This is a genomic window from Mycolicibacter sp. MU0083, from assembly GCF_963378075.1.
Classification (GTDB): domain Bacteria; phylum Actinomycetota; class Actinomycetes; order Mycobacteriales; family Mycobacteriaceae; genus Mycobacterium; species Mycobacterium kokjensenii.
Map to the genome: position 1 here is coordinate 2,593,597 of NZ_OY726394.1, position 22,621 is coordinate 2,616,217.

At 68.8% G+C, this 22,621-nt stretch carries 23 protein-coding genes; 4 read left to right on the top strand and 19 right to left on the bottom strand.

Features of this window, described 5'->3' with window-relative positions; all coding sequences use genetic code 11:
- Positions 1–2: 2 nt before the first annotated feature.
- The 15 genes from RCP38_RS12040 to RCP38_RS12110 form a co-directional block, all read right to left on the bottom strand.
- Positions 3–779, bottom strand: coding sequence for a 3-oxoacyl-ACP reductase (locus tag RCP38_RS12040; protein ID WP_308473188.1), 777 nt, complete (start codon positions 777–779; stop codon positions 3–5).
- Complete coding sequence (locus tag RCP38_RS12045) at positions 776–2,140, bottom strand: aldehyde dehydrogenase family protein (RefSeq protein WP_308473189.1); 1,365 nt, start codon at positions 2,138–2,140, stop codon at positions 776–778. The genes RCP38_RS12040 and RCP38_RS12045 overlap by 4 nt, the downstream gene beginning before the upstream one ends.
- On the bottom strand, positions 2,137–2,895 hold the full coding sequence (locus RCP38_RS12050) for a gamma-glutamyl-gamma-aminobutyrate hydrolase family protein (RefSeq protein ID WP_308473190.1): 759 nt from the start codon (positions 2,893–2,895) through the stop codon (positions 2,137–2,139). Before RCP38_RS12050 ends, RCP38_RS12045 begins: the two co-directional genes overlap by 4 nt.
- On the bottom strand, positions 2,882–4,246 hold the full coding sequence (locus RCP38_RS12055; protein ID WP_308473191.1) for a glutamine synthetase family protein: 1,365 nt from the start codon (positions 4,244–4,246) through the stop codon (positions 2,882–2,884). Before RCP38_RS12055 ends, RCP38_RS12050 begins: the two co-directional genes overlap by 14 nt.
- 63 nt (positions 4,247–4,309) lie before the next feature.
- A complete protein-coding gene (locus tag RCP38_RS12060; protein WP_308473192.1) occupies positions 4,310–6,052 on the bottom strand; it encodes an AMP-binding protein in 1,743 nt (580 codons plus the stop codon).
- Positions 6,053–6,095: 43 nt separating this feature from the next.
- Entirely contained in the window at positions 6,096–6,659 is a 564-nt protein-coding gene (locus RCP38_RS12065) for an alpha/beta fold hydrolase (protein ID WP_308473193.1), read from the bottom strand.
- A gap of 81 nt (positions 6,660–6,740) precedes the next feature.
- Complete coding sequence (map, locus tag RCP38_RS12070) at positions 6,741–7,598, bottom strand: type I methionyl aminopeptidase (RefSeq protein ID WP_308473194.1); 858 nt, start codon at positions 7,596–7,598, stop codon at positions 6,741–6,743.
- Positions 7,599–7,620: 22 nt separating this feature from the next.
- Positions 7,621–8,196 carry a DUF1707 SHOCT-like domain-containing protein gene (locus RCP38_RS12075; protein WP_308473195.1) on the bottom strand — a complete coding sequence of 192 codons (576 nt, stop codon included), beginning with the start codon at positions 8,194–8,196 and terminating at the stop codon, positions 7,621–7,623.
- Between the two features lie 35 nt (positions 8,197–8,231).
- Complete coding sequence (locus RCP38_RS12080) at positions 8,232–10,052, bottom strand: penicillin-binding transpeptidase domain-containing protein (RefSeq protein WP_308473196.1); 1,821 nt, start codon at positions 10,050–10,052, stop codon at positions 8,232–8,234.
- 105 nt (positions 10,053–10,157) lie between these two features.
- On the bottom strand, positions 10,158–11,009 hold the full coding sequence (locus RCP38_RS12085) for a GNAT family N-acetyltransferase (protein ID WP_308473197.1): 852 nt from the start codon (positions 11,007–11,009) through the stop codon (positions 10,158–10,160).
- 6 nt (positions 11,010–11,015) lie between these two features.
- Entirely contained in the window at positions 11,016–12,167 is a 1,152-nt protein-coding gene (gene ispG / locus RCP38_RS12090; protein WP_308473198.1) for a flavodoxin-dependent (E)-4-hydroxy-3-methylbut-2-enyl-diphosphate synthase, read from the bottom strand.
- A 13-nt stretch (positions 12,168–12,180) separates the two neighbouring features.
- Entirely contained in the window at positions 12,181–13,398 is a 1,218-nt protein-coding gene (locus RCP38_RS12095; protein ID WP_308473199.1) for a M50 family metallopeptidase, read from the bottom strand.
- A complete protein-coding gene (gene dxr, locus RCP38_RS12100; protein ID WP_308473200.1) occupies positions 13,395–14,576 on the bottom strand; it encodes a 1-deoxy-D-xylulose-5-phosphate reductoisomerase in 1,182 nt (393 codons plus the stop codon). Before dxr ends, RCP38_RS12095 begins: the two co-directional genes overlap by 4 nt.
- A 19-nt stretch (positions 14,577–14,595) precedes the next feature.
- Positions 14,596–14,997 (bottom strand): VOC family protein, encoded by a 402-nt coding sequence (locus RCP38_RS12105; protein WP_308473201.1) that lies wholly within the window; start codon positions 14,995–14,997, stop codon positions 14,596–14,598.
- Entirely contained in the window at positions 14,951–15,802 is an 852-nt protein-coding gene (locus RCP38_RS12110; RefSeq protein ID WP_308477236.1) for a helix-turn-helix domain-containing protein, read from the bottom strand. Before RCP38_RS12110 ends, RCP38_RS12105 begins: the two co-directional genes overlap by 47 nt.
- 160 nt (positions 15,803–15,962) lie before the next feature.
- On the opposite strand from RCP38_RS12110, the gene RCP38_RS12115 reads away from it, so the two are divergent.
- Complete coding sequence (locus RCP38_RS12115) at positions 15,963–16,217, top strand: DUF2631 domain-containing protein (RefSeq protein ID WP_308473202.1); 255 nt, start codon at positions 15,963–15,965, stop codon at positions 16,215–16,217.
- An 82-nt stretch (positions 16,218–16,299) separates the two neighbouring features.
- Here RCP38_RS12115 and rlmN read toward each other — a convergent pair whose 3' ends face one another.
- From rlmN to pyrH, 4 genes are all read right to left on the bottom strand, one after another.
- On the bottom strand, positions 16,300–17,394 hold the full coding sequence (gene rlmN / locus RCP38_RS12120; protein WP_308473203.1) for a dual-specificity RNA methyltransferase RlmN: 1,095 nt from the start codon (positions 17,392–17,394) through the stop codon (positions 16,300–16,302).
- A gap of 24 nt (positions 17,395–17,418) precedes the next feature.
- On the bottom strand, positions 17,419–18,285 hold the full coding sequence (locus tag RCP38_RS12125) for a phosphatidate cytidylyltransferase (protein WP_308473204.1): 867 nt from the start codon (positions 18,283–18,285) through the stop codon (positions 17,419–17,421).
- A 23-nt stretch (positions 18,286–18,308) separates the two neighbouring features.
- Positions 18,309–18,866, bottom strand: a complete 558-nt coding sequence (frr, locus tag RCP38_RS12130; protein ID WP_308473205.1) for a ribosome recycling factor — start codon at positions 18,864–18,866, stop codon at positions 18,309–18,311.
- A 70-nt stretch (positions 18,867–18,936) separates the two neighbouring features.
- Complete coding sequence (gene pyrH / locus RCP38_RS12135) at positions 18,937–19,686, bottom strand: UMP kinase (protein WP_308473206.1); 750 nt, start codon at positions 19,684–19,686, stop codon at positions 18,937–18,939.
- 175 nt (positions 19,687–19,861) lie between these two features.
- Between pyrH and RCP38_RS12140 the strand changes: the two genes are divergently transcribed.
- The 3 genes from RCP38_RS12140 to RCP38_RS12150 are packed head-to-tail and all read left to right on the top strand — an operon-like array spanning position 19,862 to position 22,619.
- The gene (locus RCP38_RS12140; RefSeq protein ID WP_308473207.1) at positions 19,862–20,191 is read left to right on the top strand and encodes an ArsR/SmtB family transcription factor; all 330 of its coding nucleotides are present in this window, start codon (positions 19,862–19,864) and stop codon (positions 20,189–20,191) included.
- Positions 20,188–20,667 carry an NADH-quinone oxidoreductase subunit B family protein gene (locus RCP38_RS12145; protein WP_308473208.1) on the top strand — a complete coding sequence of 160 codons (480 nt, stop codon included), beginning with the start codon at positions 20,188–20,190 and terminating at the stop codon, positions 20,665–20,667. The genes RCP38_RS12140 and RCP38_RS12145 overlap by 4 nt, the downstream gene beginning before the upstream one ends.
- Positions 20,664–22,619 (top strand): proton-conducting transporter transmembrane domain-containing protein, encoded by a 1,956-nt coding sequence (locus RCP38_RS12150; protein ID WP_373692347.1) that lies wholly within the window; start codon positions 20,664–20,666, stop codon positions 22,617–22,619. Before RCP38_RS12145 ends, RCP38_RS12150 begins: the two co-directional genes overlap by 4 nt.
- Positions 22,620–22,621: the final 2 nt, after the last annotated feature.

The following is a 22,621-nucleotide window of genomic DNA, read 5'->3' on the forward strand; positions in this document are numbered from 1 at the left end:
CGCTACAGCGGCGTCACGTAGGCGGAGCTGATCCCGCCGTCCACCAGGAACGTCGAGCCGGTGATGAAGGAGGCGTCGTCGCTAGCCAAAAACGCCACCGCGGCGGCGATCTCCTCGGGCTCGGCGAACCGGCCGACCGGGACGTGCACCAGTCGACGCGCGGCACGCTCGGGGTCGGCGGCGAACAACTCCTGCAGCAGCGGGGTGTTCACCGGCCCGGGGCACAGCGCGTTGACCCGGATGCCCTGGCGGGCGTACTGGACGCCGAGCTCCCGCGACATGGCCAGCACACCGCCCTTGGAAGCGGTGTAGGAGATCTGCGAGGTCGCCGAGCCCATCACCGCCACGAACGAGGCGGTGTTGATGATCGAACCGCGTCCGGCCGGCGCCATGTGCCGCAGCGCCGCCCGGCAGCACAGGTAGACCGATTTGAGGTTGACGTCTTGAACCCGTTGCCAGGCGGGCAGTTCGGTGGTCTCGATGAGGTCGTCGTCGGGCGGCGAGATGCCGGCGTTGTTGAAGGCGATGTCCACCGAGCCGAAGGTCTGCGCGGCGGTGTCGAACAGCGCGTCGACCTGCTCCTGGTCGGAGACGTCGACAGCCACGAACAGGCCGTCGAGTTCGTCGGCTACCGCGCTGCCCGCGGCCTGGTCGAGGTCACCGACCACGATCCGGGCGCCTTCGGCGCGCATCCGCCGCGCCGACGCCAGGCCGATGCCGCCACCGGCACCGGTCACCACGGCCACTCGTCCGGCCAGGCGTTGGGTCAGATCGGTCACTGCGTCTCCTTCACTGCGATGAATACGTTCTTGGTCTCGGTGAACGACAGTGGGGCATCCGGCCCCAGCTCCCTGCCCAGTCCCGATTGTTTGAAGCCGCCGAACGGGGTGTTGAACCGCACCGAGGAGTGCGAATTCACCGACAGGTTCCCGGCTTCCACCGCCCGCGACACCCGCAGGGCCCGGGACAGGTCGTTGGTCCAGATCGAGCCCGACAGCCCGTAAGCCGTGTCGTTGGCCAGCGCGATCGCGTCGGACTCGTCGTCGAAGCGCAGCACGGTCACCACCGGGCCGAAGATCTCTTCGGTGACACAGCGGGCGTCGCGTTCGGGGGTCAGCACCGTCGGGGGGAACCAGAAACCCGGGCCGGTCGGGGCCTGGCCGCGGAAGGCGACCGGCGCGTCGTCGGGCACGTAGGAGGCCACCTTCTCCCAGTGCGGTGCAGACACCAGCGGTCCCATCTCGGTGTCGCGGGCGGCCGGGTCGCCGACGACCACACCGGCCACCGCGGGCTCCAGCAACTCCATGAAGCGGTCGTAGACGCGCTCCTGCACCAGGATCCGGCTACGCGCGCAGCAGTCCTGGCCGGCGTTGTCGAATACTCCGTAGGGCGCGGTGGCCGCCGCCTGCTCGAGATCGGAGTCGGCGAACACGATGTTGGCGCTCTTGCCGCCCAGTTCCAGCGTGACCCGTTTGACCCCGGCCGCGGCGGCCGTGAGCACCCGGGTGCCGGTGGTGGTGGAACCGGTGAACACGATCTTGGCCACGCCGGGATGGGTGACCAGACGCTCCCCCACTTCTGCACCGCGGCCGGGCAATACCTGCAAAAGGTCTGGGTCCAAGCCGGATTCGACGGCCAGTTCGGCCAACCGCAGCGTGGTCAGCGGCGTCCATTCGGCGGGTTTGATCAATACCGCGTTGCCGGCGGCCAATGCCGGGGCGAAGCCCCACGCCGCGATCGGCATCGGGAAGTTCCACGGGGTGATGATCCCGACCACGCCCACCGGCTCGTGGAAGGTGACGTCGAGTCCACCTGCGACCGGGATCTGTTTGCCGGACAATCGTTCCGGGCTGCCGGCGTAGAACTGCAGGACGTCGCGGACGTGACCGGCCTCCCATTCGGCGGCCGAGACCGGATGCCCGGAGTTGGTGACCTCCAGCGCGGCCAGCTCGTCGACGTGGGCGCCGACGACCGCGGCGAAGTCCCGCAGTGCGGCGGCCCGCTCGGCCGGGGCGCGGTTGGCCCAGCGTTTCTGGGCGTCGCGGGCGCGGCGCACCGCGTCGTCGACGGCGTCGGCCGGCAGGTGCTCCACACTGGCGAAGACCGCCCCGGTGGCCGGGTTGATCAGTTCGTGGATCATCGGCTCACCCGCGCCGACGCATAGCCCGCCGCGGCGGCCACGATCGCGGTGAACAGCCGCAGGTCGTCGTCGAGGGATTCCTCGGGATGCCATTGAACCGCAAGCACGAAGTCCTCTCCGGGAAGCTCGATCGCCTCGATGACCCCGTCGTCATCGCGCGCACTGACCACAAGTTTCGCACCCACCTCGGCGATGGCCTGGTGGTGGTAGCACTGGACGCGGGATCCCGGACCGAGCAGTCCGGCCAGCCGGGTGCCGGCCACGGTCTGCACCTGCTTCGGGGTGAACACGCCGTCGCCGGCCCGATGCCCGGAATGGCCGATCACATCGGGCAGGTGCTGATGCAGGGTTCCACCGAGTGCGACGTTGAGCACCTGCGCGCCGCGACAGATCCCCAGCACCGGCATCCGTCGCCGCAGCGCCTCGGCCAGCAGCGCCGATTCCCAGGTGTCCCGGGCGGTGTCGGGCCGATCGGTTTCGGTGTGCGGCGCCTGGCCGTAGCCGGCGGGGTCCAGATCGCGGCCCCCGGTGATCACCAGTGCGTCGACACCGTCCAGCACCCGTGCGGCGACCGCAGCGTCGACCGGTTGCGGCGGCAACAGCACCGCGATGCCGCCGGCGGTGGTGATGCCGTCGAGGTATCGGGCGGGCAGCAGTCCGGCCCGCGTATCCCAGACCCCGAACTTCGCGCGATCCAGGTAGGTGGTCAGACCGATCACCGGGCGGGGCTCTTGGGAGGGCTCAGAACCGCTCAAAGCCGCGCACCCTCTCCCAGTCGGTCACCGCGGCGTTGAACGCGTCCAGTTCGACCCTGGCGCCGTGCAGGTAGTGCGCGACGACCTCGTCGCCGAACGCCTTGCGGGCGACCGCCGATTCGGCGAACAACTCCACGGCGGCGCCGAGGGTGGTCGGCAGGTGGGGCAGCCCGGCCCGGTAGGCGTCGCCGTCGACCGGCCCGGGTAGTTCGAGACGGTTGTCGATGCCGTGCAGGCCGGCCGCGATCAATGCCGCCACCGCCAGGTAGGGGTTGACGTCACCGCCGGGCACCCGGCACTCCACGCGCATCGAGTGGCCGCTGCCCAGGACCCGCAGCGCGCAGGTGCGGTTGTCCAGGCCCCAGGCGATCGCGGTGGGCGCGAAGCTGCCGCCGACGAATCGTTTGTAGGAGTTGATGTTCGGCGCGTAGCACAGCGTCAGTTCCGGAAGCGTGGCCAGCACACCGGCCAGGAAGCCGCGGAACAGTGCGGACATGCCGTGTGGTGCGTCCGGATCGGCGAACACCGGTGCACCCTCGGTGTCGCGCAGGGACAGGTGCACGTGGCAGCTGTTGCCTTCACGCTGGTCGAACTTCGCCATGAAGGTCAGGCTCTTGCCGTGCCGGTCGGCGATCTCCTTGGCGCCGCTCTTGTAGACGCTGTGGTTGTCGCAGGCCCGCAGCGCCTCTTCGTAGCGGAAGGTGATCTCCTGCTGGCCGTTGTTGCACTCCCCCTTGACGCCTTCGCAGCGCAGGCCGGCACCGGTCATCCCCAGCCGGATGTCGCGCAGCAGCGGCTCCAAGCGGGTGCCGGCGACCAAGCCGTAGTCGGCGTTGTAGTCCGTTCCCGCGGTGAGGCCGCGATAACCGTCCGCCCAGGCCTGCCGGTAGCTCTCTTCGAAGACCAAGAATTCCAGTTCCGTTGCGGCGTAGGCGACCAGGCCCCGTTCGGCCAACCGTTGGAGTTGGGCGGCGAGGATCTGCCGCGGCGCCACCGTGACCGGACCGCCGTCGGGCCAGTACGCGTCGGCGAGCACGTGCGCGGTTCCGGGTAGCCAGGGGATGCGCCGCAGGGTGGCGAAGTCCGGTTTGAGCACCAGGTCGCCGTACCCGGTGCCCCAGTCGGCGATCGAATAGCCCGGAACGGTGTTCATCTCGACGTCGACGGCCAGCAGGTAACTGCAGCACTCCACGCCGTGTTCGGCGACCTCGGCGACGAAGTGTTCGGCGGCGACCCGTTTGCCGACCAACCGGCCCTGCATGTCGGTGAACGCCACCACGACGGTGTCGATATCGCCGGATTCGACCAGTTGTCGCAGCTCTATCGGGGACAGCATCGCTGGCCGGGTCATTGTGCTCCTTCGCCGACTTCAGTCCCCCTGACATTCGAGTGCTGTCAGGCTACCCGGCCACGGTCAATCGACGGGCTCCAGCCGACGGAATTGCGCCGTCCGGTAGCAGTCGGCGCAGGTCGACCGGCGGATCTTGCCGCTGGTGGTGATCGGCAGCGAGCCCGGAGCCACCAACACCAGGTCGGCGACTCGGACCCCGTGGGATCGTGAAACCGCCGCTGCCACATCCTTTTTCAAGGACGCTATCCGTTGGAGTTGCTCCGCGACGGTGGTGCCGCGGTTCTTGACCTCGGCGATCACCACCAGTTTCTCCGCCCCCTCGGTGCGCACCGGTACCGCGGCGACGCGACCTCCGGTGAGCTCTTGAACCGTCGCCTCGATGTCGTCGGGGTAGTGGTTTCGGCCGTCGACGATCAACAGGTCTTTGATCCGTCCGACCACCAGCAGCTCACCCCGGTAGACGACGCCGAGGTCCCCGGTGCGCAACCAGGGCGCATTCGGAGTCTCGGGGGTGGGGCTCTGCAGCTGCCCGCCGAAGGTGCGCTCGGTGGCTTCGGGGTTGTGCCAGTAGCCTGCGGCCACGTTGGGCCCGTGGACCCAGATCTCCCCGACCCGGCCGTCGGGCTTCTCGGTGTGCGATTCGGGGTCGACGATCCGCACCGTGCAGGCGCGGGGTGCCCCGATGCTGACCAGCTCCGCTCCGGCCGGACCGCTGCGTGCCGTGCCCGCCACCAGGTCGTCGTAGTCGAGACGGACGGTCACCGGGCGGTTGGCCCGCGGCGCCGATGCCACATAGACCATCGCCTCGGCCAGCCCGTAGGAGGGCGCCACGGCGTTGGGCGGCAGGCCGAACCGGGCGAATCGTTCGCCGAAACGTCGGATCGTCGCCGCGTGGATCCGCTCGCTGCCGGACAGGATGGTGTGCACGCCGCCCAGGTCCAGCCCCGCCATATCCGCATCGGAGGTCCGGCGTGCGGCCAGTTCGAATGCGAAATTCGGCCCGGCGGTGAATGCGCAGGAGTTGACGGCCAGTTGCTGCATCCATCGGGCCGGCTTCTGCAGGAACGCCATCGGGGACATCACCACCGAGTGGCGTCCCAGCAGGACGGCTCCCATCACGCCGAGCAGCAGGCCCATGTCGTGGTAGAAGGGCAGCCAGGACACCAGGGTGGCTTCCGGCGGCGGCGCTCCCCCGTCGTCGCCGAAATAGTCCGCCAGCACCTGTTCGATGTTGGCGAAGACGTTGCGGTGCGTGACGACGACGCCGCGCGGTGATCCGGTGGATCCCGAAGTGTATTGCAGCAGCGCCGTTTTGGTCGGCGTCGTACCGGTCCCGGCCCATTCGACCGGCGAATCCAGGTCGAGCAGATCCACCTCGACGATCACCGGGGCGTTGCCCCCGATCCCGCTGAGGCAGGGGTGGACGTCGGCGGTGACGGCCGAGGTGGTCAATACCGCGGCCGGCGCGCAGTCCTTCAGCGCGGCACCGACCCGTTCGTCCCGGCTACCGAACGCCGGTACCGGCAGCGGCACCACGATACAGCCGGCCTCCATCGCACCGAAGAAACCGGCGATGTACTCCAGGCCCTGCGGCGCCAGCAGCGCGACGCGATCCCCCGGCGCGGCGACCGCGGCCACCTCGGCGGCGACGGCCTCGGTGCGCCGCAGGATCTGCGACCAGGTCAGCGTATCGGCATAGCCGTCCGGATCGACGTCGTAGTCGATGTAGGTGAACGCCGGCCGGTCGGGCCACTGCTGAGCCCGCTCGCGCAGCAGAGCCGGAATCGATTGCCCCCACGACAACATCTCATTCCCCCGTGATTATTCGATTTTCTCCCCTATCGGGTTGCTACCAGGTACTGGCTCGCAACACGATCTCCATCGCGAGTTGCGCGGTGAACTCTTGGGCACTGCGCCGCCCGGGCAGTGTCACCAGTCGGTGCTCGCCGTAGACGAACCGCTGGCTGGCATCGGCAACCGACGCGGTGGCCCGGGAACTGACCAGCACCGTGGTGTTGATCTCGACCGGCGGACAGCGTTCGTCGCGAATCACCCCGGCCAGGTCCGGCGCCCGCGGATGGCCGCGGTCGAGCACCACCAACCCGGTGAACCGGTCCGGGCGGGTCGCCGCCAGTTCCCAGGCGATGTCGGCACCGGTCCGGTCGCCCATCAGCACGCCGCACTGCACGCCGAGTGAATCGAGGATGCCGATCACCGACTTCGGCGTCAGCCGCGGGTCGGCACCGATCACGATGGTCCGCAGCGAGGCGGTGTGCAGGCGCTGGCAGACCGCGTCATAGGCGGAGAGCGGGTGCTGGGCGGCGGCGAGCACGACGACGACGGGCCCGGTCTCCGGCCCAGCTACATCGACCGGGATCGGGAACCCGTCGATGGTCATCATCGTGCCCGGCATCTGCGCAACGCTACCGCCCGTCCGGCGGTGCGGGGCGGTTTTCGCGTACCCCTCAGTGGCTCGACAGGTGCTGCCGCGACCTCACGGCAGGGTGAGGATCTCGGCGCCGTCGTCGGTCACCACCAGGGTGTGTTCGAACTGGGCGGTCCACTTGCCGTCACTGGTGACCACCGTCCAGTCGTCGTCCCAGATGTCGTAGTCCAGGCTGCCCAGGTTGATCATGGGTTCGATGGTGAACGTCATGCCCGGCTCGATGACGGTGTCGACCTCGGGCTGGTCGTAGTGCAACACCACCAGGCCGTTGTGGAACGTGGTCCCGATGCCGTGCCCGGTGAAGTCGCGGACGACGTTGTAGCCGAACCGGTTTGCGTAGGCTTCGATGACTCGGCCGATCACGGAGAGCGCGCGGCCGGGTTTGACCGCTTTGATGGCCCGCATGGTCGCCTCCCGGGTGCGCTCGACCAGCAGTCGATGCTCCTCGGATACGTCACCGGCCAGGAACGTGGCGTTGGTGTCGCCGTGGACGCCGTCGATGTAGGCCGTGACGTCGATGTTGACGATGTCACCGTCCGCGATCACCGTGGAGTCCGGGATGCCGTGACAGATCACCTCGTTCAGCGACGTGCAGCACGATTTCGGAAAGCCCTTGTAGCCCAACGTGGACGGGTAGGCGCCGTGATCGACCATGTAGTCGTGGGCGATGCGGTCCAGTTCGTCGGTGGTCACCCCGGGCGCGACCGCCCGGCCCGCCTCGGCCAGCGCGCCGGCGGCGATCCGACCCGCCACCCGCATCTTCTCGATCACCTCGGGGGTCTGCACCCACGGCTCACTGCCCTCGGCGGCGGTGTCGCGCCCGACGTATTCCGGGCGCGGGATCGACCGCGGCACCTGCAACGTCGGAGAGAGCACACCAGGGGAAAGCGGAGCACGAACGGGCATCACGCCAGCTTAACGCCAGCTGTCAACGACGCCAGCGCAGCGTGCGCCGGGGGCCGCGGATATCCACCGACCCGCAGAACACCCGCCCGGTGAGCACCAGGTGCGGGGTTCCTTCGGCCGGCGGATCGGTGCGGCGGTCGCGGGCACTTCCGCCGTAGACCTCGACGTCGTCGATCGAGGCACTGGCACCGTCGGGCAGTCGGATGTCCACCGACCCGAATCGCATGTCGAGTTCGATGACGACGACCGGGCCGGCGAAGCGCGCCCTGGTCAAGTCCAGGTCGATCGAACCGAGCCGCCGCACCAGTGACAGCCGGGTCGGGACGATCCACTCCCCGTGCCGTTTCAGCGAGCCGGCCCAGCCCCGCAGTTCGACCCGGTCGGCGGCCGATGTGACGATGGCGCGCGGCCCGGGCAGGTCACCGATGAGCGTGTCGAGATCCGAGCGCATCCGGGCCTGCGAGACCTGTGCGGCGCGCTCCTCGAACTCGCCGATGTCGATCAATCCGAGCGATACGGCGTTGTGCAGCCGACGCAGGGTGCCGTTGCGGTCCGCATCGGAGACCCGCAACACCATGTCGTCGTCAGGACCCGTCATGGGTTCTCAATTTACCGGTGCCGAGCCGGGGCGCTCTACAGCAGGAAGTTGTCCGGCAACGAGTCGAACATCACCTTGGTCATGCGCACCGCGTACTGGGAGCTGCCGCCGCCGACGATGAGCGCGGCGAAGGCCATGTCACCCCGGTAGCCGGCAAACCAGGAGTGCGACCCACCGGCGAATTCGGCCTCTCCCGTCTTGCCGAACACCGGCCCGCACCCGGCGATGTCGCGTGCCGTGCCGTCGGTGACCACCAGCCGCATCATCTGGCGCAGGCCGTCGAGGATCTCCGGGCTGACCGGCGGCCCGACGGGGCCGTTGACCGCGGTGGGCCTGCCCTCGATCAGCCGCGGTACCGGGGTGTGGCCGGCGGCGACCGTCGCGGCGGCCAGCGCGACCCCGAACGGGCTGGCCAGCACCTTGCCCTGGCCGAAGCCGTCTTCGGTGCGTTCGGCGAGGTCGACCGTCGGCGGCACCGAGCCGGTGACGGTGGTGATGCCGTCCACCAGGTAGTCCACCCCGATTCCGTAACGACTGGCGGCCTGCGACAGCGCCCGCGGCGGCATCCGGCTGGCCAGCTCGGCGAAGGTGGTGTTGCAGGAATCGGCGAACGCCCGCGACATGGACACCAGGCCGAGGTCGAATCCGCCGTAGTTGGGGATGGTGCGCTGGCCGATGTCGAGCTGGCCGGGACAACCGACCATGGAGTTCGGTGTCGCCATGTCGCGCTCGATCGCCGCACCGGCGGTGACCATCTTGAACGTCGAGCCGGGCGGATACAGGCCGCTGGTCGCGACCAGTCCGTCGGCGTCGGCGGCACCGTTCTGCGCCACGGCGAGCAGCTCACCGGTGGACGGCTTGATCACCACCATCATCGCCTTGTCGCCGCGGGTGTTGACGGCGTTCTGGGCGGCGCGCTGCACCGCACGGTCGAGGCTGATCGTCAGCGACGGCGCCGGCGCGGGCTCGACCTCGTGCAGCACCGCGACATCGACTCCGTTCTGGTTGACGCTGACCACCCGCCAGCCCGCTTCACCGTCGAGTTGGGTGGCGACGGCCTTCTTGACCTCGCGGACCAGCATCGGCGCGAACTGATCGTCGGTGGGCAGGAGGTCGGGGCGCGGAGTGACCAGCACACCCGGCAACCGCCCGATCGCGGGCTGGATGCGGTCGTGATCGGTTTTGCGCAGGGTGATCAGATCCAGTGGGGTCGCCGAGGAACTGGCCTGTTCGGCCAGCCGCTGGGCGTCGCCGAGCTCGTCGTCGAACGGGCGCAGGGTGTCGATCACGGCGCGCGCGGTGTGGATCAGGTTGGCGCCGGCCCGGGTCGCATCCAGCTGGTAGTGGTACACGTAGCCGGGCACCAGCACATCGGTGCCGCCCACCTCGTTGACCGCGGCGCGGCGCGGCGGATCGGCCCGCAGCGCGAAGGTCTGATGCTCGCCCAGTTTCGGGTGCAGGCCGGTCGCCGTCCAGCGGACCGCCCAGCGGCCTTCGTTGCGGACCATCTTCAGTTGTCCGTCGTAGGCCCAGGTCCGGTTCTTGGGCAGCCGCCAGGTGTAGCGGTAGGACACGTTGCCGGTGTCGTCGGTGTAGCGCGAGCCGAGGACCTGAGCGTCCAGGTGTTCGGCCTGCAGGCCCGCCCAGGCGGCGTTGAGCGCGCTGCGGGCGGTCGACGGATCGTCGCTGAGTTCGGCGGCCGTCTCGGTGTCGCCGGTGGCCAGAGCGGCGAAGAACCGTTCGGCCACCGGGGCGGGACCGTCGGGGCGCGGAGTACAGGCCGTCATGCCCGCCGCGGTGATCAGCACCGCGAACAGACCCGTTACGCGTGTGACGAATGTGCTTGCAGTTGTCATTGAGGCTGATGTTAAAGACTGGAGAGGTCACGGGCGTGGAGGCGCACCGAGATCACTTCGTGTCCCGGTCGAGATATGACGAGATTCCGGCGGCCCGGACCCGGATCAGTCGAGCAGAACCGTCGCGAAGGTGCCGGTCTGGGTGAAACCCACCCGCTCGTAGGTGGCCCGCGCCACCGCGTTGAAATCGTTGACGTAGAGGCTGGCTATCCGTCCGGTACCGACCAGCACCGCGGACAGCATCGCGGTACCGCGGGCCCCGAGCCCGTGCCCACGCCGGTCCGGGTGCACCCAGACACCTTGGATCTGCCCCACACTCGGCGACTGTGAGCCGACCTCGGCTTTGAAGACGACTTCGCCGCGTTCGAACCGCGCCCAGGCGCGGCCCGCTGTTATCAGATTGGCCACCCGGCGGCGGTAGGCCCGACCGCCGTCACCGGCCCGCGGATCCACCCCGACCTCGCCGATGAACATGTCGACCGCCGCCACCAGGTACGCGTCGAGTTCGTCGGGTCGCACCTGACGCACGTCCGGATCCATCGCGCACGAGGGCATGGTGCGCAGTTCCATCAGCGGCTGATTCTCCCGCACGTCGCGAGCCGGGCCCCAGGCGTCGGCGAGGCGCTGCCACATCGGCAACACCAACTCGGCCCGGCCGACCAATGACGAGCAACGCCGGATCGCGCCCACCGCCTTGTCCGCGAAGGCCGCCAGATCGGCCGGCGCGCCACGCAGTGGAATCAGGTTGGCCCCTGCGTAACACAGGGATTCGGTCACCGCGCCCCGCGTCCAGAGCTCCCCGCCGATCAACCGGGGATCGACGCCGTGGTCGGCGACCCGCGCCGCGACCATGCAGGAACCGACCGGATCCTCCTCGAGCACCCGCCAGACCGCAGCCGCATCACGCGCAACGGTTACCCGTTGCTGATCGAGCCGAAAATCCGGCAGCGCCGACATGGTGATTCAGCTTACGGCGACGGTGGGCGAACCGCCGGGAGTTCCGTCCCCCATCTGCTCGGCCAACCGCATGGCCTCCTCGATCAGAGTCTCGACGATCTGCGACTCGGGGACGGTCTTGATCACCTCACCCTTGACGAAGATCTGCCCCTTGCCGTTACCGGAAGCCACCCCCAGATCCGCCTCGCGGGCTTCACCGGGTCCGTTGACCACACAACCCATCACCGCGACCCGCAACGGGACGTCGAGACCCTCCAGTCCGGCGGTGACCTCGTTGGCCAACCGGTAGACGTCGACCTGCGCCCGCCCGCAGGACGGACACGAGACGATCTCCAATCCCCGCGGCCGCAGATTGAGCGACTCCAGGATCTGGTTGCCGACCTTGACCTCTTCGACCGGCGGCGCCGACAGCGACACCCGGATGGTGTCGCCGATGCCGCGCGACAGCAGCGCCCCGAACGCCACCGCGGATTTGATGGTGCCCTGGAACGCCGGCCCGGCCTCGGTGACGCCGAGATGCAGCGGATAGTCGCACTGCTCCGCCAGCTGCTCGTAGGCGGCCACCATCACGACCGGGTCGTTGTGCTTCACGCTGATCTTGATGTCGCCGAAGCCGTGCTCCTCGAACAGCGACGCCTCCCAGAGTGCGGACTCCACCAGGGCTTCCGGGGTGGCCTTGCCGTACTTGGCCAGGAACCGCTGGTCCAGCGAGCCGGCGTTGACGCCGATCCGGATCGGGATCCCCGCGGCGCCGGCCGCTTTGGCGACCTCGCCGACCCGGCCGTCGAACTCCTTGATGTTGCCCGGGTTCACCCGCACCGCGGCACACCCGGCATCGATCGCGGCGAAGATGTACTTGGGCTGGAAATGGATGTCGGCGATCACCGGGATCTGGCTGTGCCGGGCGATCTCGGCCAGCGCGTCGGCGTCCTCCTGCCGCGGGCAGGCCACCCGCACGATGTCGCAACCCGAAGCCGTCAGCTCCGCGATCTGCTGCAACGTCGTGTTCACGTCGTGGGTCTTGGTGGTACACATCGACTGCACCGCGATCGGATGCTCGCTGCCCACTCCGACGCCGCCGACGTCGAGCTGGCGGGTCTTGCGCCGCGGCGCCAGCGTCGGCGGAGGTGCAGCCGGCATTCCCAGCCCGACGCTCATGAGGCGACTCCTATCAAAACAGTCTGATCGGATTGACCAGGTCGGCGGTGACGGTCAATAGCATGTAGCCGACCACGACCACCAAGACTACGTAGGTGGCCGGCATCAGCTTGAGATAGTTCACCGGCGCCGCGGCGACCTTGCCCCGCGCCGACCGGACCAGGTTGCGCAGTTTCTCGTACAGTGCGATCGCGATGTGGCCGCCGTCGAACGGCAGCAGCGGCACCAGGTTGAGCACACCGAGGATGAAGTTCAGCTGGGCCAGGAAGAACCAGAACGCCACCCACAGACCGTGATCGACGGTGTCGCCGCCGATGATCGATGCACCGACCACGCTGATCGGGGTCTCGGGGTCGCGGGGACCGCTCGGATTGCCGATCGCGTGCACCAGCGCCCCGACCTTGGTGGGGATGTTGGCCAGCGATTTGCCCAGCAGCACGCCGAGGTCGCCGCTGAAGGCGACGGTGGCCGGGACCGCGTCGATCGGGCCGTAGCGGGTCGGCCCGAATTGCGCGGCACCGACACCGATCGCACCGACCGTGGTGGCGACGGCCTCGCGGTCGGCGCCGTCGGCGATCCAGCGCTGGGTGGGGGCCACGTCGACGTAGCGCGTCAACGTGGTGCCGTCGCGTTCGATGACGATCGGGGTACGGCCGTGCTGCTTGCGCACCGCCGCGGCCATCTCGTCGAAGGTCGACACCGAGGTGTCGCCGACCTTGACCACCACGTCGCCGGCCTCGATACCGGCCAGTGCAGCCGGCCCGGGCCCCGTGCAGGTGCCCAGTTCGCCCTTGGCGATTTCCGGTGCCACACATGCCGTTTCACCGATGACGGCGGTGGTGGGTGCGTGCAGGTTGGGCAGGCCCCAGATGACGGCGATGGCGTAGACCATGACCAGACCGATGACGAAGTTCATCCCGGGCCCGGCCGCGAGCACCGCCACCCGCTTCCAGGTGCTCTGCTTGTACATCGCGCGCTCTTGCTCGTCGGGCTCCAACTCTTCGACGGACGTCATGCCGGCGATGTCGCAGAATCCGCCGGCGGGGATCGCCTTGAGGCCGTATTCGGTCTCGCCGCGTCGTGTCGACCACAGCGTGGGCCCGAAACCGACGAAGTAGCGTCGCACCTTCATTCCGGTGGCCCGGGCCACCCACATGTGGCCGCATTCGTGCAGTGCCACCGAAACCAGGATGGCCAGCGCGAACAACGCAATGCCGACCGCGAACATCATCGGGTGCTTCCGACCTTTCTCGTAGCCATCGCCTCGACACTGCGAGCCGCGCGCCGTCTGGCCCAGCGTTGCGCGTCGAGTACCTCATCCACGGTAGCCGGTTGCGCGGACCACTGGTCGGCGGCGCCCAGCACCTCGGCGATGGTGTCCACGATCGCGGGGAAACCGATCCGGCCCGCCAGGAAGGCTTCGGCGGCTTCTTCGTTGGCGGCGTTGTAGACCGCGGTCAGGCAGCCGCCGGTCCGACCTGCCTGGCGCGCCAACTGCACCGCCGGGAAGACGGTGTCATCGAGCGGCTCGAACTCCCAGGTGGAGGCGGCGGAGAAGTCACAGGCCGCCGCGGCCCCGGGCACCCGCGCGGGCCAGCCCAGGGCCAGTGCGATCGGCAGCCGCATATCGGGCGGGCTGGCCTGGGCGATCGTCGAGCCGTCGGTGAAGGTGACCATGGAATGCACGATCGACTGCGGGTGGACGACGACGTCGATGTGCTCATAGGGCACACCGAACAGCAGATGGGTTTCGATGAGTTCGAGCCCCTTGTTCACCAGCGACGCCGAGTTCAGCGTGTTCATCGGGCCCATCGACCAGGTCGGATGCGCACCGGCCTGTTCCGGGGTGACGTGTTCGAGCTGGGCCGCCGAGAGGCCGCGGAAGGGGCCGCCGGAGGCGGTGAGCACGATCTTGGCCACCTCGTCGGCGGTGCCGCCGCGCAGGCACTGCGCGATCGCGGAGTGTTCGGAGTCCACCGGCACGATCTGGCCGGGTGCGGCGGCCTGCAGCACCAGCGGGCCCCCGGCGATCAGCGATTCCTTGTTGGCCAGCGCCAGCCGGGCGCCGGTCTCGAGCGCGGCCAGCGTGGGTCGCAGCCCCAGCGCGCCGACCAGCGCGTTGAGCACCACGTCGGCCTCGGTGTCTTCGACCAGCCGGTTGACGGCGTCGGGTCCCCGGTAGGGGGCGTCGAGCGCGGCACCGACCTGCTCGTTCGCGACGGCGATCCGGCTCACCCCGGTCTCGGCGCGCTGGGCGGCCAGCAGCTCGGGGCTACCGCCGCCGGCGGCCAGGCCGACGATCTCGAACCGGTCGGGGTTCGCCGCGATCACCTGCAATGCCTGGGTCCCGATCGAGCCGGTGGAGCCCAACAGCAGAACTTTGATCCGGCCCGCCGCAGACAAACTCACCTGCTCATTGTGCCCGAGATCAGCCGAGCGGCTCCCCGGCGTAGTCACCGAAGCTCCACAGGTTGCCCTCCGGGTCGCGGACGGTGAACTCGCGGGCACCGTAGTCGGTGTCGGCCAACGGCCGCACCACGTCGGCTTCGCACCGCGTCACCCGCTGATACAGGGCGTCGGGGTCGCCGGTGACGACATAGCCGCCGGCGGTGCCCGGCTCCCGTGACCACACGTTGCCGGGTTTGTGGCTGCCGAGCATGATGCCGCCGCTGCCTTCGGGCCAGATCAGCTCGGCGTGCTCGATGGTGTCGCCGGTGTCGCCGCAGCGGGCGGTGACGACGAAGCCGAATGTGTCGACGTAGTAGTCGATGAGCTTGGGCGCGTCATGTGCCGTCAGGGTCAGCCAGACAGTCGGATTCGAATTGGTCATGACACCACTGTGATCGCGGTGCGTGGCCGCCGTCTTGAATGTTTTGGAACTCCTCGGCCAGCCAGGCCCCGGGCGGGACTCCGGCGAACCTGACGAACTCTCGGGTCAGATGGGCCTGGTCGGAGTATCCGGCCTGGGCGGCGATGCCGGCCAGATCGACTCGACGGTGCCGACGTGCGTCGCCGGCGATCCGGGCGGTCGCGTACTCGAAGCGCATCAGCATCGCCACGGTCTTGGGGGTACGGCCGACTTCCCGCCGAAACAGCGTGCTCAGCTGCCGCCGGCTCAGACCGACCCGCTCGGCGAGAGCACTGACCGGCGCCCGGCCCCGGCTGCGCTGCAGCAACTGCCAGGCATGGGCCACCTCGGGACGCACCGCAGTGCCGGGGGCCTGCAGATGACGCTGCCGCGCCTCGATCAGATACTCCGCCACCACCGCGAAGGCGTCGGGCCAGCGACGCGCCTCGGTTGCCCGCTCGTGCAGTCGCGCCGACGCCCGCCCGAGCACCGGGGCCGCATCGAAATCGGTCACGCTCAATTCGGCGGCAGGCGCCCCGAACAGCACGCGCGACGCCAACGGATGCACCGCCACCTGCACCCCCGCCTGGCCCCGACACTGCCGCACATGGCTGGCCTGCACGTGCAGCCCACCCAGGATGACCGGATTCGGCCGGGCAAGCGGCAAGGTGTCGGCGCTGGCGGCGACCTCGACCCCGTCGTCGAGGCTGATGATGAACACCAACGTCGACGACGGCATCCCCCGATGCGCGGCGTCGGGGACCTCCCGCGTGCGGTAACCCACCATCGACGTCACGCCCGGTGCGCTGTGCGTCGGCGCCACGGCGAAATCACAGACCGGCGGCACATCTGCGGCTTCGCAGCCCATGGCGTCCACGGTAGATCGGGAAAGTTCGGGTATGCCAGAATGTTGCGCAGCAGTTGCCAGCCGAACTTAAGGAGTCGAAGTGGCCAGTACCGAGGTGGAGCGCCACAACGGCGTCGACCCTGTCGAGGTGCCGTCGGCAGCATGGGGCTGGAGCGCGATCAACTACCGCACCTGGCACATCGTGGGACTCGTCCTCGCCGGTTTTCTGCTGCTGATGCTGCGCGGTAACCACGTCGGCCACGTCGAGGATTGCTTCGTGGTGGGCTTCGCCGGGCTGACACTGTTCGTCGTCGTGCGCGACATCATCGGCCGCAATCGCGGCTGGCTGCGCTGACCGCAGTCCCCGTTCCGCGAGATCGGACTGACGCAGAGGCCTAGTCGGCCTTTTCCTGCGTGGTTCCGATCTCGCGGCGTCTTTACCGGGTTTCGGCGGCCAACTGCCCGCAGGCGGCCGCGATCTCGCGGCCTCGGGTGTCGCGGACCGTGCATTCCACGCCTTGGGCGCGCACCCGCTTCACGAACTCCCGCTCCACCGGCTTGGGACTGGCGTCCCACTCGCTGCCGGGAGTCGGGTTCAACGGAATCAGATTGACGTGCACCAACGGCCCGAGCGCCCGGTGCAGCTTCTTGCCGAGCAGGTCCGCCCGCCAGGGCTGGTCGTTGACGTCCCGGATCAACGCGTACTCCACCGACACCCGCCGGCCGGTCACGTCCGCGTAGTAGCGGGCCGCGTCGAGCACTTCGGCGACCTTCCACCGGTTGTTGACCGGGACCAGGGTGTCGCGTAACTCGTCGTCGGGGGTGTGCAGCGACAACGCCAGGGTGACCCCGAGACGCTCGTCGGCCAGTTTGCGAATCGCCGGGGCCAGTCCCACCGTCGACACCGTCACCGCTCGCGCCGAGATGCCGAACCCGTTCGGCGGCGCCGCGGTGATCCGCCGGACGGCGGCCACCACCCGGGCGTAGTTGGCCAGCGGCTCGCCCATCCCCATGAACACGATGTTGGACAACCGGCCCTGATCCCGGTCGCGCAGGTCGACGGCGGCCGCCCGCACCTGTTCGAGGATCTCCGCGGTGGACAGGTTGCGGGTCAACCCGGCCTGGCCGGTGGCGCAGAACGGGCAGGCCATGCCGCAACCGGCCTGCGAAGAGATGCACACCGTGTTGCGGCGCGGGTAGCGCATCACCACCGATTCGAATTTGGACCGGTCATGTGCTCGCCACAACGTCTTACGGGTCTCCCCCGCATCGCATTCGACCTGATTGGCGGCGGTCAGCAGGCCGGGGAACAACGCGTCGGCCACCGAGGAGCGCACCGCGGCCGGCAGGTCGGTCATCTGCTGGGGGTCGGCGATCAGCCGGCCGTAGTACTGGTTCGCCAGCTGTTTGGCCCGAAAGGCCGGCAACCCCAATTCCACGACCGCGGCCACCACACCGTCGGCGTCGAGATCGGCCAGGTGCCGTGGGGGCAGTGCGCGTCGGGGCGCGTTGAACACCAGCTGTTGCGTCATGATCGGTTCCAGTATGCCCGGTGATCAGGGCAGCACGGCGAGCACGATCCAGGTCACCACGGCCGACGGCAGCAGTCCGTCCAGCCGGTCCATCATGCCGCCGTGGCCGGGCAGCAGCCGACCCATGTCTTTGATGCCGAGATCCCGCTTGACCTGGGACTCGATCAGGTCGCCGAAGACCGCGGTCAGCACCAGCAGCACTCCCAGCGGCAGCCCCACCCACCACGGCCGGTGCAGGAACACCACCACCGCGAACACCGCCGCGGCAACGCCGAACACCAGCGATCCGGCGAAGCCCTCCCAGGACTTCTTCGGGCTGATCGCCGGTGCCATCGGGTGCTTGCCGAACAGCACACCGACGGCGTAACCGCCGGTGTCGGAGAACACCACCGGAAACAGCAGGCACAGCACCCGGCCGGGTCCGTCGTCGCGGAAGACCAACAGGGCCGCGAAACTCATGCACAGCGGCACCCAGACGGCGATCAGGATGGTCACCGATGTGTCCCGCAGGTAGTTGACCGGGGCGTGGTCGAGACCCCTCCCGACCAGCCGCCACATCATGGCGAGCACCACGGTGGCGCCGAAAGCACCCAGCACGCCCCGGGCCCCGAACGGCAGCGACAGCCACAGCATGGCCTGCCCGCCGAGCGCCAGCGGAATGAACGGCACGTCGTAGCCGACTTCGCGCAGTCGGCGGGTGATCTCGTGGGTGGCGATCGGAGTCGCGACCGCCAGCAGCAGCACCCAGTACTTCGAGGCGAACAGCAGCGTGTAGACCAGGATCCCGCTCAGCACGACACCCACGACGATTGCCGCCGGGAGGTTACGTCCGGCTCGCGACTGTTTCGGTTGCGACTCCGCGGCGTCTACGCCGGTATCGTTGTCTGCCACGGTTTTTCGCTGCTGTACGGCCGCTAGACCTCCAGCAGCTCGCCTTCTTTGTGTTTGACCAACTCGTCGATCTGGGTCACGTACTGCTGGGTGGACTTGTCCAAGTCCTTCTCCGCGCGGCCCACCTCGTCCTCGCCGGCGTCACCGTCTTTGCGAATGCGGCCCAGTTCTTCCATCGCCTTGCGGCGGATGTTGCGCACCGAGACCTTGGCGTCTTCACCCTTGGCCTTGGCCTGCTTGACCAGCTCCTTGCGCCGTTCCTCGGTGAGCTGGGGCACCGAGACCCGGATCAGCGAACCGTCGTTGGTGGGGTTCAGGCCCAGGTCCGAGTTGCGGATCGCGTTCTCGATGGGGCCCAGCTGCGACGCTTCGTAGGGCTTGATCACCACCATCCGCGCCTCGGGCACATTGATGCTGGCCAGCTGGGTGATCGGGGTGAGCGACCCGTAGTAGTCGATGACGACCCGCGAAAACATGCCCGGGTTGGCCCGACCGGTTCGGATGGTCGAGAGGTCGTCACGGGCCACCGACACGGCCTTCTCCATTTTCTCTTCGGCATCGAAGAGAGCCTCGTCGATCATCTGCCCCGCTCCTCAGTTATCGCTTCGCTGTGGCACCCGCGCCGGCGGCGCCGCCTCGCACCGCTGTTGGTCAGGTGGTGACCAGTGTTCCGATCCTCTCACCCGCAACCGCACGGGCGATATTTCCATCAGTCAACAGGTTGAACACCAGGATCGGCATGCCATTGTCCATGCAGAGGCTGAACGCGGTGGCATCGGCCACCTTCAGGCCCTGTTCGAGAGCCTGCCGGTGGGTGATCGAGGTCAACAGCCGGGCGTCGGGGTCGGTCCGCGGGTCGGCGGTGAACACTCCGTCGACGGCTTTGGCCATCAACACCACCTGTGCACCGATCTCCAATGCCCGCTGGGCCGCTGTGGTGTCGGTGGAGAAGTACGGCAGCCCCATGCCGGCGCCGAAGATCACCACCCGGCCCTTCTCCAAGTGCCGCTGCGCCCGCAGCGGAATGTAGGGCTCGGCCACCTGCCCCATGGTGATCGCCGTCTGGACCCGGGTGTCGATGCCTTCCTTCTCCAGGAAGTCCTGCAGCGCAAGGCTGTTCATCACGGTGCCGAGCATGCCCATGTAGTCCGAGCGCATGCGTTCCATACCGCGCTGTTGCAACTGCGCGCCGCGGAAGAAGTTGCCGCCGCCGATCACCACCGCGACCTGGACCCCGCTACGGACGACCTCGGCGATCTGACGTGCCACCTGCGCCACCACATCGGGATCGAGGCCGACCTGCCCGCCACCGAACATCTCCCCACCGAGCTTGAGCAATACCCGGGTGTAAGGGGGGCGGCCGTCAGGTCGCTCGCCGTCGGTACTCGTCGGCTCCGTCATCAGGCTCCTCGGGGCTCCGTGCATATAACAGCGCCATCGCGGGAACTGTCCGCGACGGCATTGTCATCCTGCCCTACCGGACCGGTCAAACGCAGCCCGGGGTGGCGAGGTGTCATCGGGTTGTACAACGTATGAATAAATTTTCAATTGATGTATTCACTGCTATGGTCGGCCCGTGCCGAACTCGCTACATCAGGTGAAAGCCGAGTTCTTCAAGACCCTGGGACACCCCGCCCGGATCCGAGTACTCGAACTGCTCGCCGAACGTGACCACACCGTCGGTGAGCTGCTTCCCGAGATCGGGCTGGAAGCGTCGAATCTCTCCCAGCAACTCGGCGTACTGCGCCGCGCCGGTGTGGTCACCACCACCAAGGACGGCACCACCGTGGTCTACTCCATCGCCTCCCCGGTGATCACCGAACTGCTCACCGTGGCGCGCAAGGCGATCACCGGCCTGCTCAACGACCAAGTGGCGATCCTCGACGACCTGATGGCGGAGAAATGAGCTGGCTCGGCCGCATCCGCAACCTGGGCCGCGTCACCGAACCCGCGGGCCCACGCCCACAGGCGGCTACCGAACCGCCGGCCGGCGTCACCGGATCCCTGCAGATCCGCCACGTCGACGCCGGGTCCTGCAACGGCTGCGAGATCGAGATCGGCGGCGCCTTCGGGCCGGTCTACGACGCCGAACGCTTCGGCGCCCGACTGGTCGCCTCACCGCGTCACGCCGATGCGCTGCTGGTCACCGGCGTGGTCACCCGCAACATGGCGGAACCGCTGCGCAACACCCTCGACGCCACACCCCATCCGCGGAAAGTGATCGCGTGCGGGGACTGCGCACTCAACCGCGGCGTGTTCGCGCAGGCGTACGCGGCCGTGGGCTCCGTAGGTGAGGTCGTCCCGGTGGATGTGGAGATCCCCGGCTGCCCGCCCACCCCGGATCAGATCATCGCCGCACTGCGATCGGTGACCGGTCGGTGAGCACCTCGACACCGTCCGTCACGGAACCGTTGCAACGCAACGCACTCGGCTCGACGCTCAGCGGGTTCGCGACGGCCGGTGTCGGTGCGGCCGGCGCGGGCCTGGGCCTGGCGGGCGTGTTCGGTACCGTCGCCGAGCTCCGCATCGACTGGCTGGTCCCCCTGCTGGGTGTGCAGCTGCGCATCGACGCGCTGAGCGGATTCTTCATGGTGCTGACCGGTGCGGTCGCCGTCGCCGCCGGCCTGTACTGGATCGGCTACGCCCGCCACGAGAACTATCGGGCCCTGCCACTGGTGACGCTGCCGCTGTTCGTGGTGACCTTGCTGGCGGTCCCGGCGGCCGGGTCGGTGACGACGTTCCTGCTCACCTGGGAGCTGATGGCGCTGACCTCGCTGGTACTGGTGCTCACCGATCAGCAACGCAGCGAAGTGCGTTCGGCCGCCCTGATCTACGCGGTGATGACCCAACTGGGCTTCGTGACGCTGCTGCTGGGCATGGTGGTGCTGGCGGCCCGCGGCGGCGACGACTTCGCCGGTATCGGTCCACTGTCCGAACCGGTGCGCAACACCGTGTTCGTGCTGACCCTGATCGGTTTCGGCTCGAAGGCCGGCCTGTTGCCGTTGCACGCGTGGCTGCCCCGCGCGCATCCGGAAGCGCCCAGCCCGGTCTCGGCCCTGCTCAGTGCGGCGATGGTCAACCTCGGCATCTACGGGATCATCCGCATCGACCTGCAGATTCTGGGGCACGGCCCCCGGTGGTGGGGGCTGACGCTGCTGATCGTCGGCGGTGCCTCGGCGATGTACGGGGTGCTGCAGGCTTCGGTGGCCACCGACCTCAAACGGTTGTTGGCGTATTCGACGACCGAGAACATCGGGCTGATCACCCTGGCGCTGGGCGCGGCGGCGCTGCTGTCCGGTTCCGGATGTCACACCGCCGCTGCGGTGGCCGCGGTCGCAGCACTGCTGCACCTGATCGCGCACGCCGCATTCAAGAGCCTGGGCTTCCTGGCCGCCGGGTCGGTGCTGGCGGCCACCGGCCTGCGCGACCTGGACCGACTCGGCGGCCTGGCCCGCCGGATGCCCGGCACCACAGCACTGTTCGGAGTGGCCGCGCTCGGCGCCGCCGGCCTGCCACTGGGGGCCGGTTTCGTCAGCGAGTGGCTGCTGATCCAGTCGCTGATGCACGCCCGCGCCGACAACGACATCACCATCGCGCTGGTGACGCCGCTGGCCGTGGGCGCGGTGGCCCTCACCGCCGGATTGGGGGTGGCCGCCATGGTCAAGGCATTCGGTATCGGGTTCCTGGCCCGCCCGCGCTCGGAGGCCGCCGAGGCCGCACGGGAAGCCCCGACCGCGATGCTCGCCGGGATGACGCTGCCCGCGCTCGCCTGTGCGGTGTTGGCGATCGCACCGGGCATTTTCGGCCCGCTGCTCGGCCGGGTGCTCGACATCCTGCCGCTGACCGGGGAAGCCCCCGCGCTCGGCACCTACCTGCGGATCCCCGGACTGGACGCGTCGATGTCTCCCGGTCTGCTGGCCGCGGCGCTGGCCACCGCCGTCGCGGTGGTGCTGATCGGGTCGCGCTGGCACGCGCGGCGGCGGCCCGCCCCCGCCACGGTACCGCTGTGGGCTTGCGGCGCAACGGAATTGAGTCCGCGCATGCAATACACCGCGACGTCGTTCGCCCAACCGCTGCAGCAGGTCTTCGACGATGTGCTGCACACCGACACCGCGGTCGAGGTAACCCGGCAAGCCCCGTCGAGCTACATCGTGGAACGGATCGCCTACCGGGCACGGGTGGCCGACGTCATCGAAGACCGTTGGTACGCGCCGGTGTTGCGGGCCGTCGCCGACACCGCCCAGTTGGTGCGTCGTGCCCACACCGGCAGCGTGCACCTCTATCTGGCCTACGGTGCCATCGGTGTGCTGATCGCGATGTTGGTGGCGCGATGAAT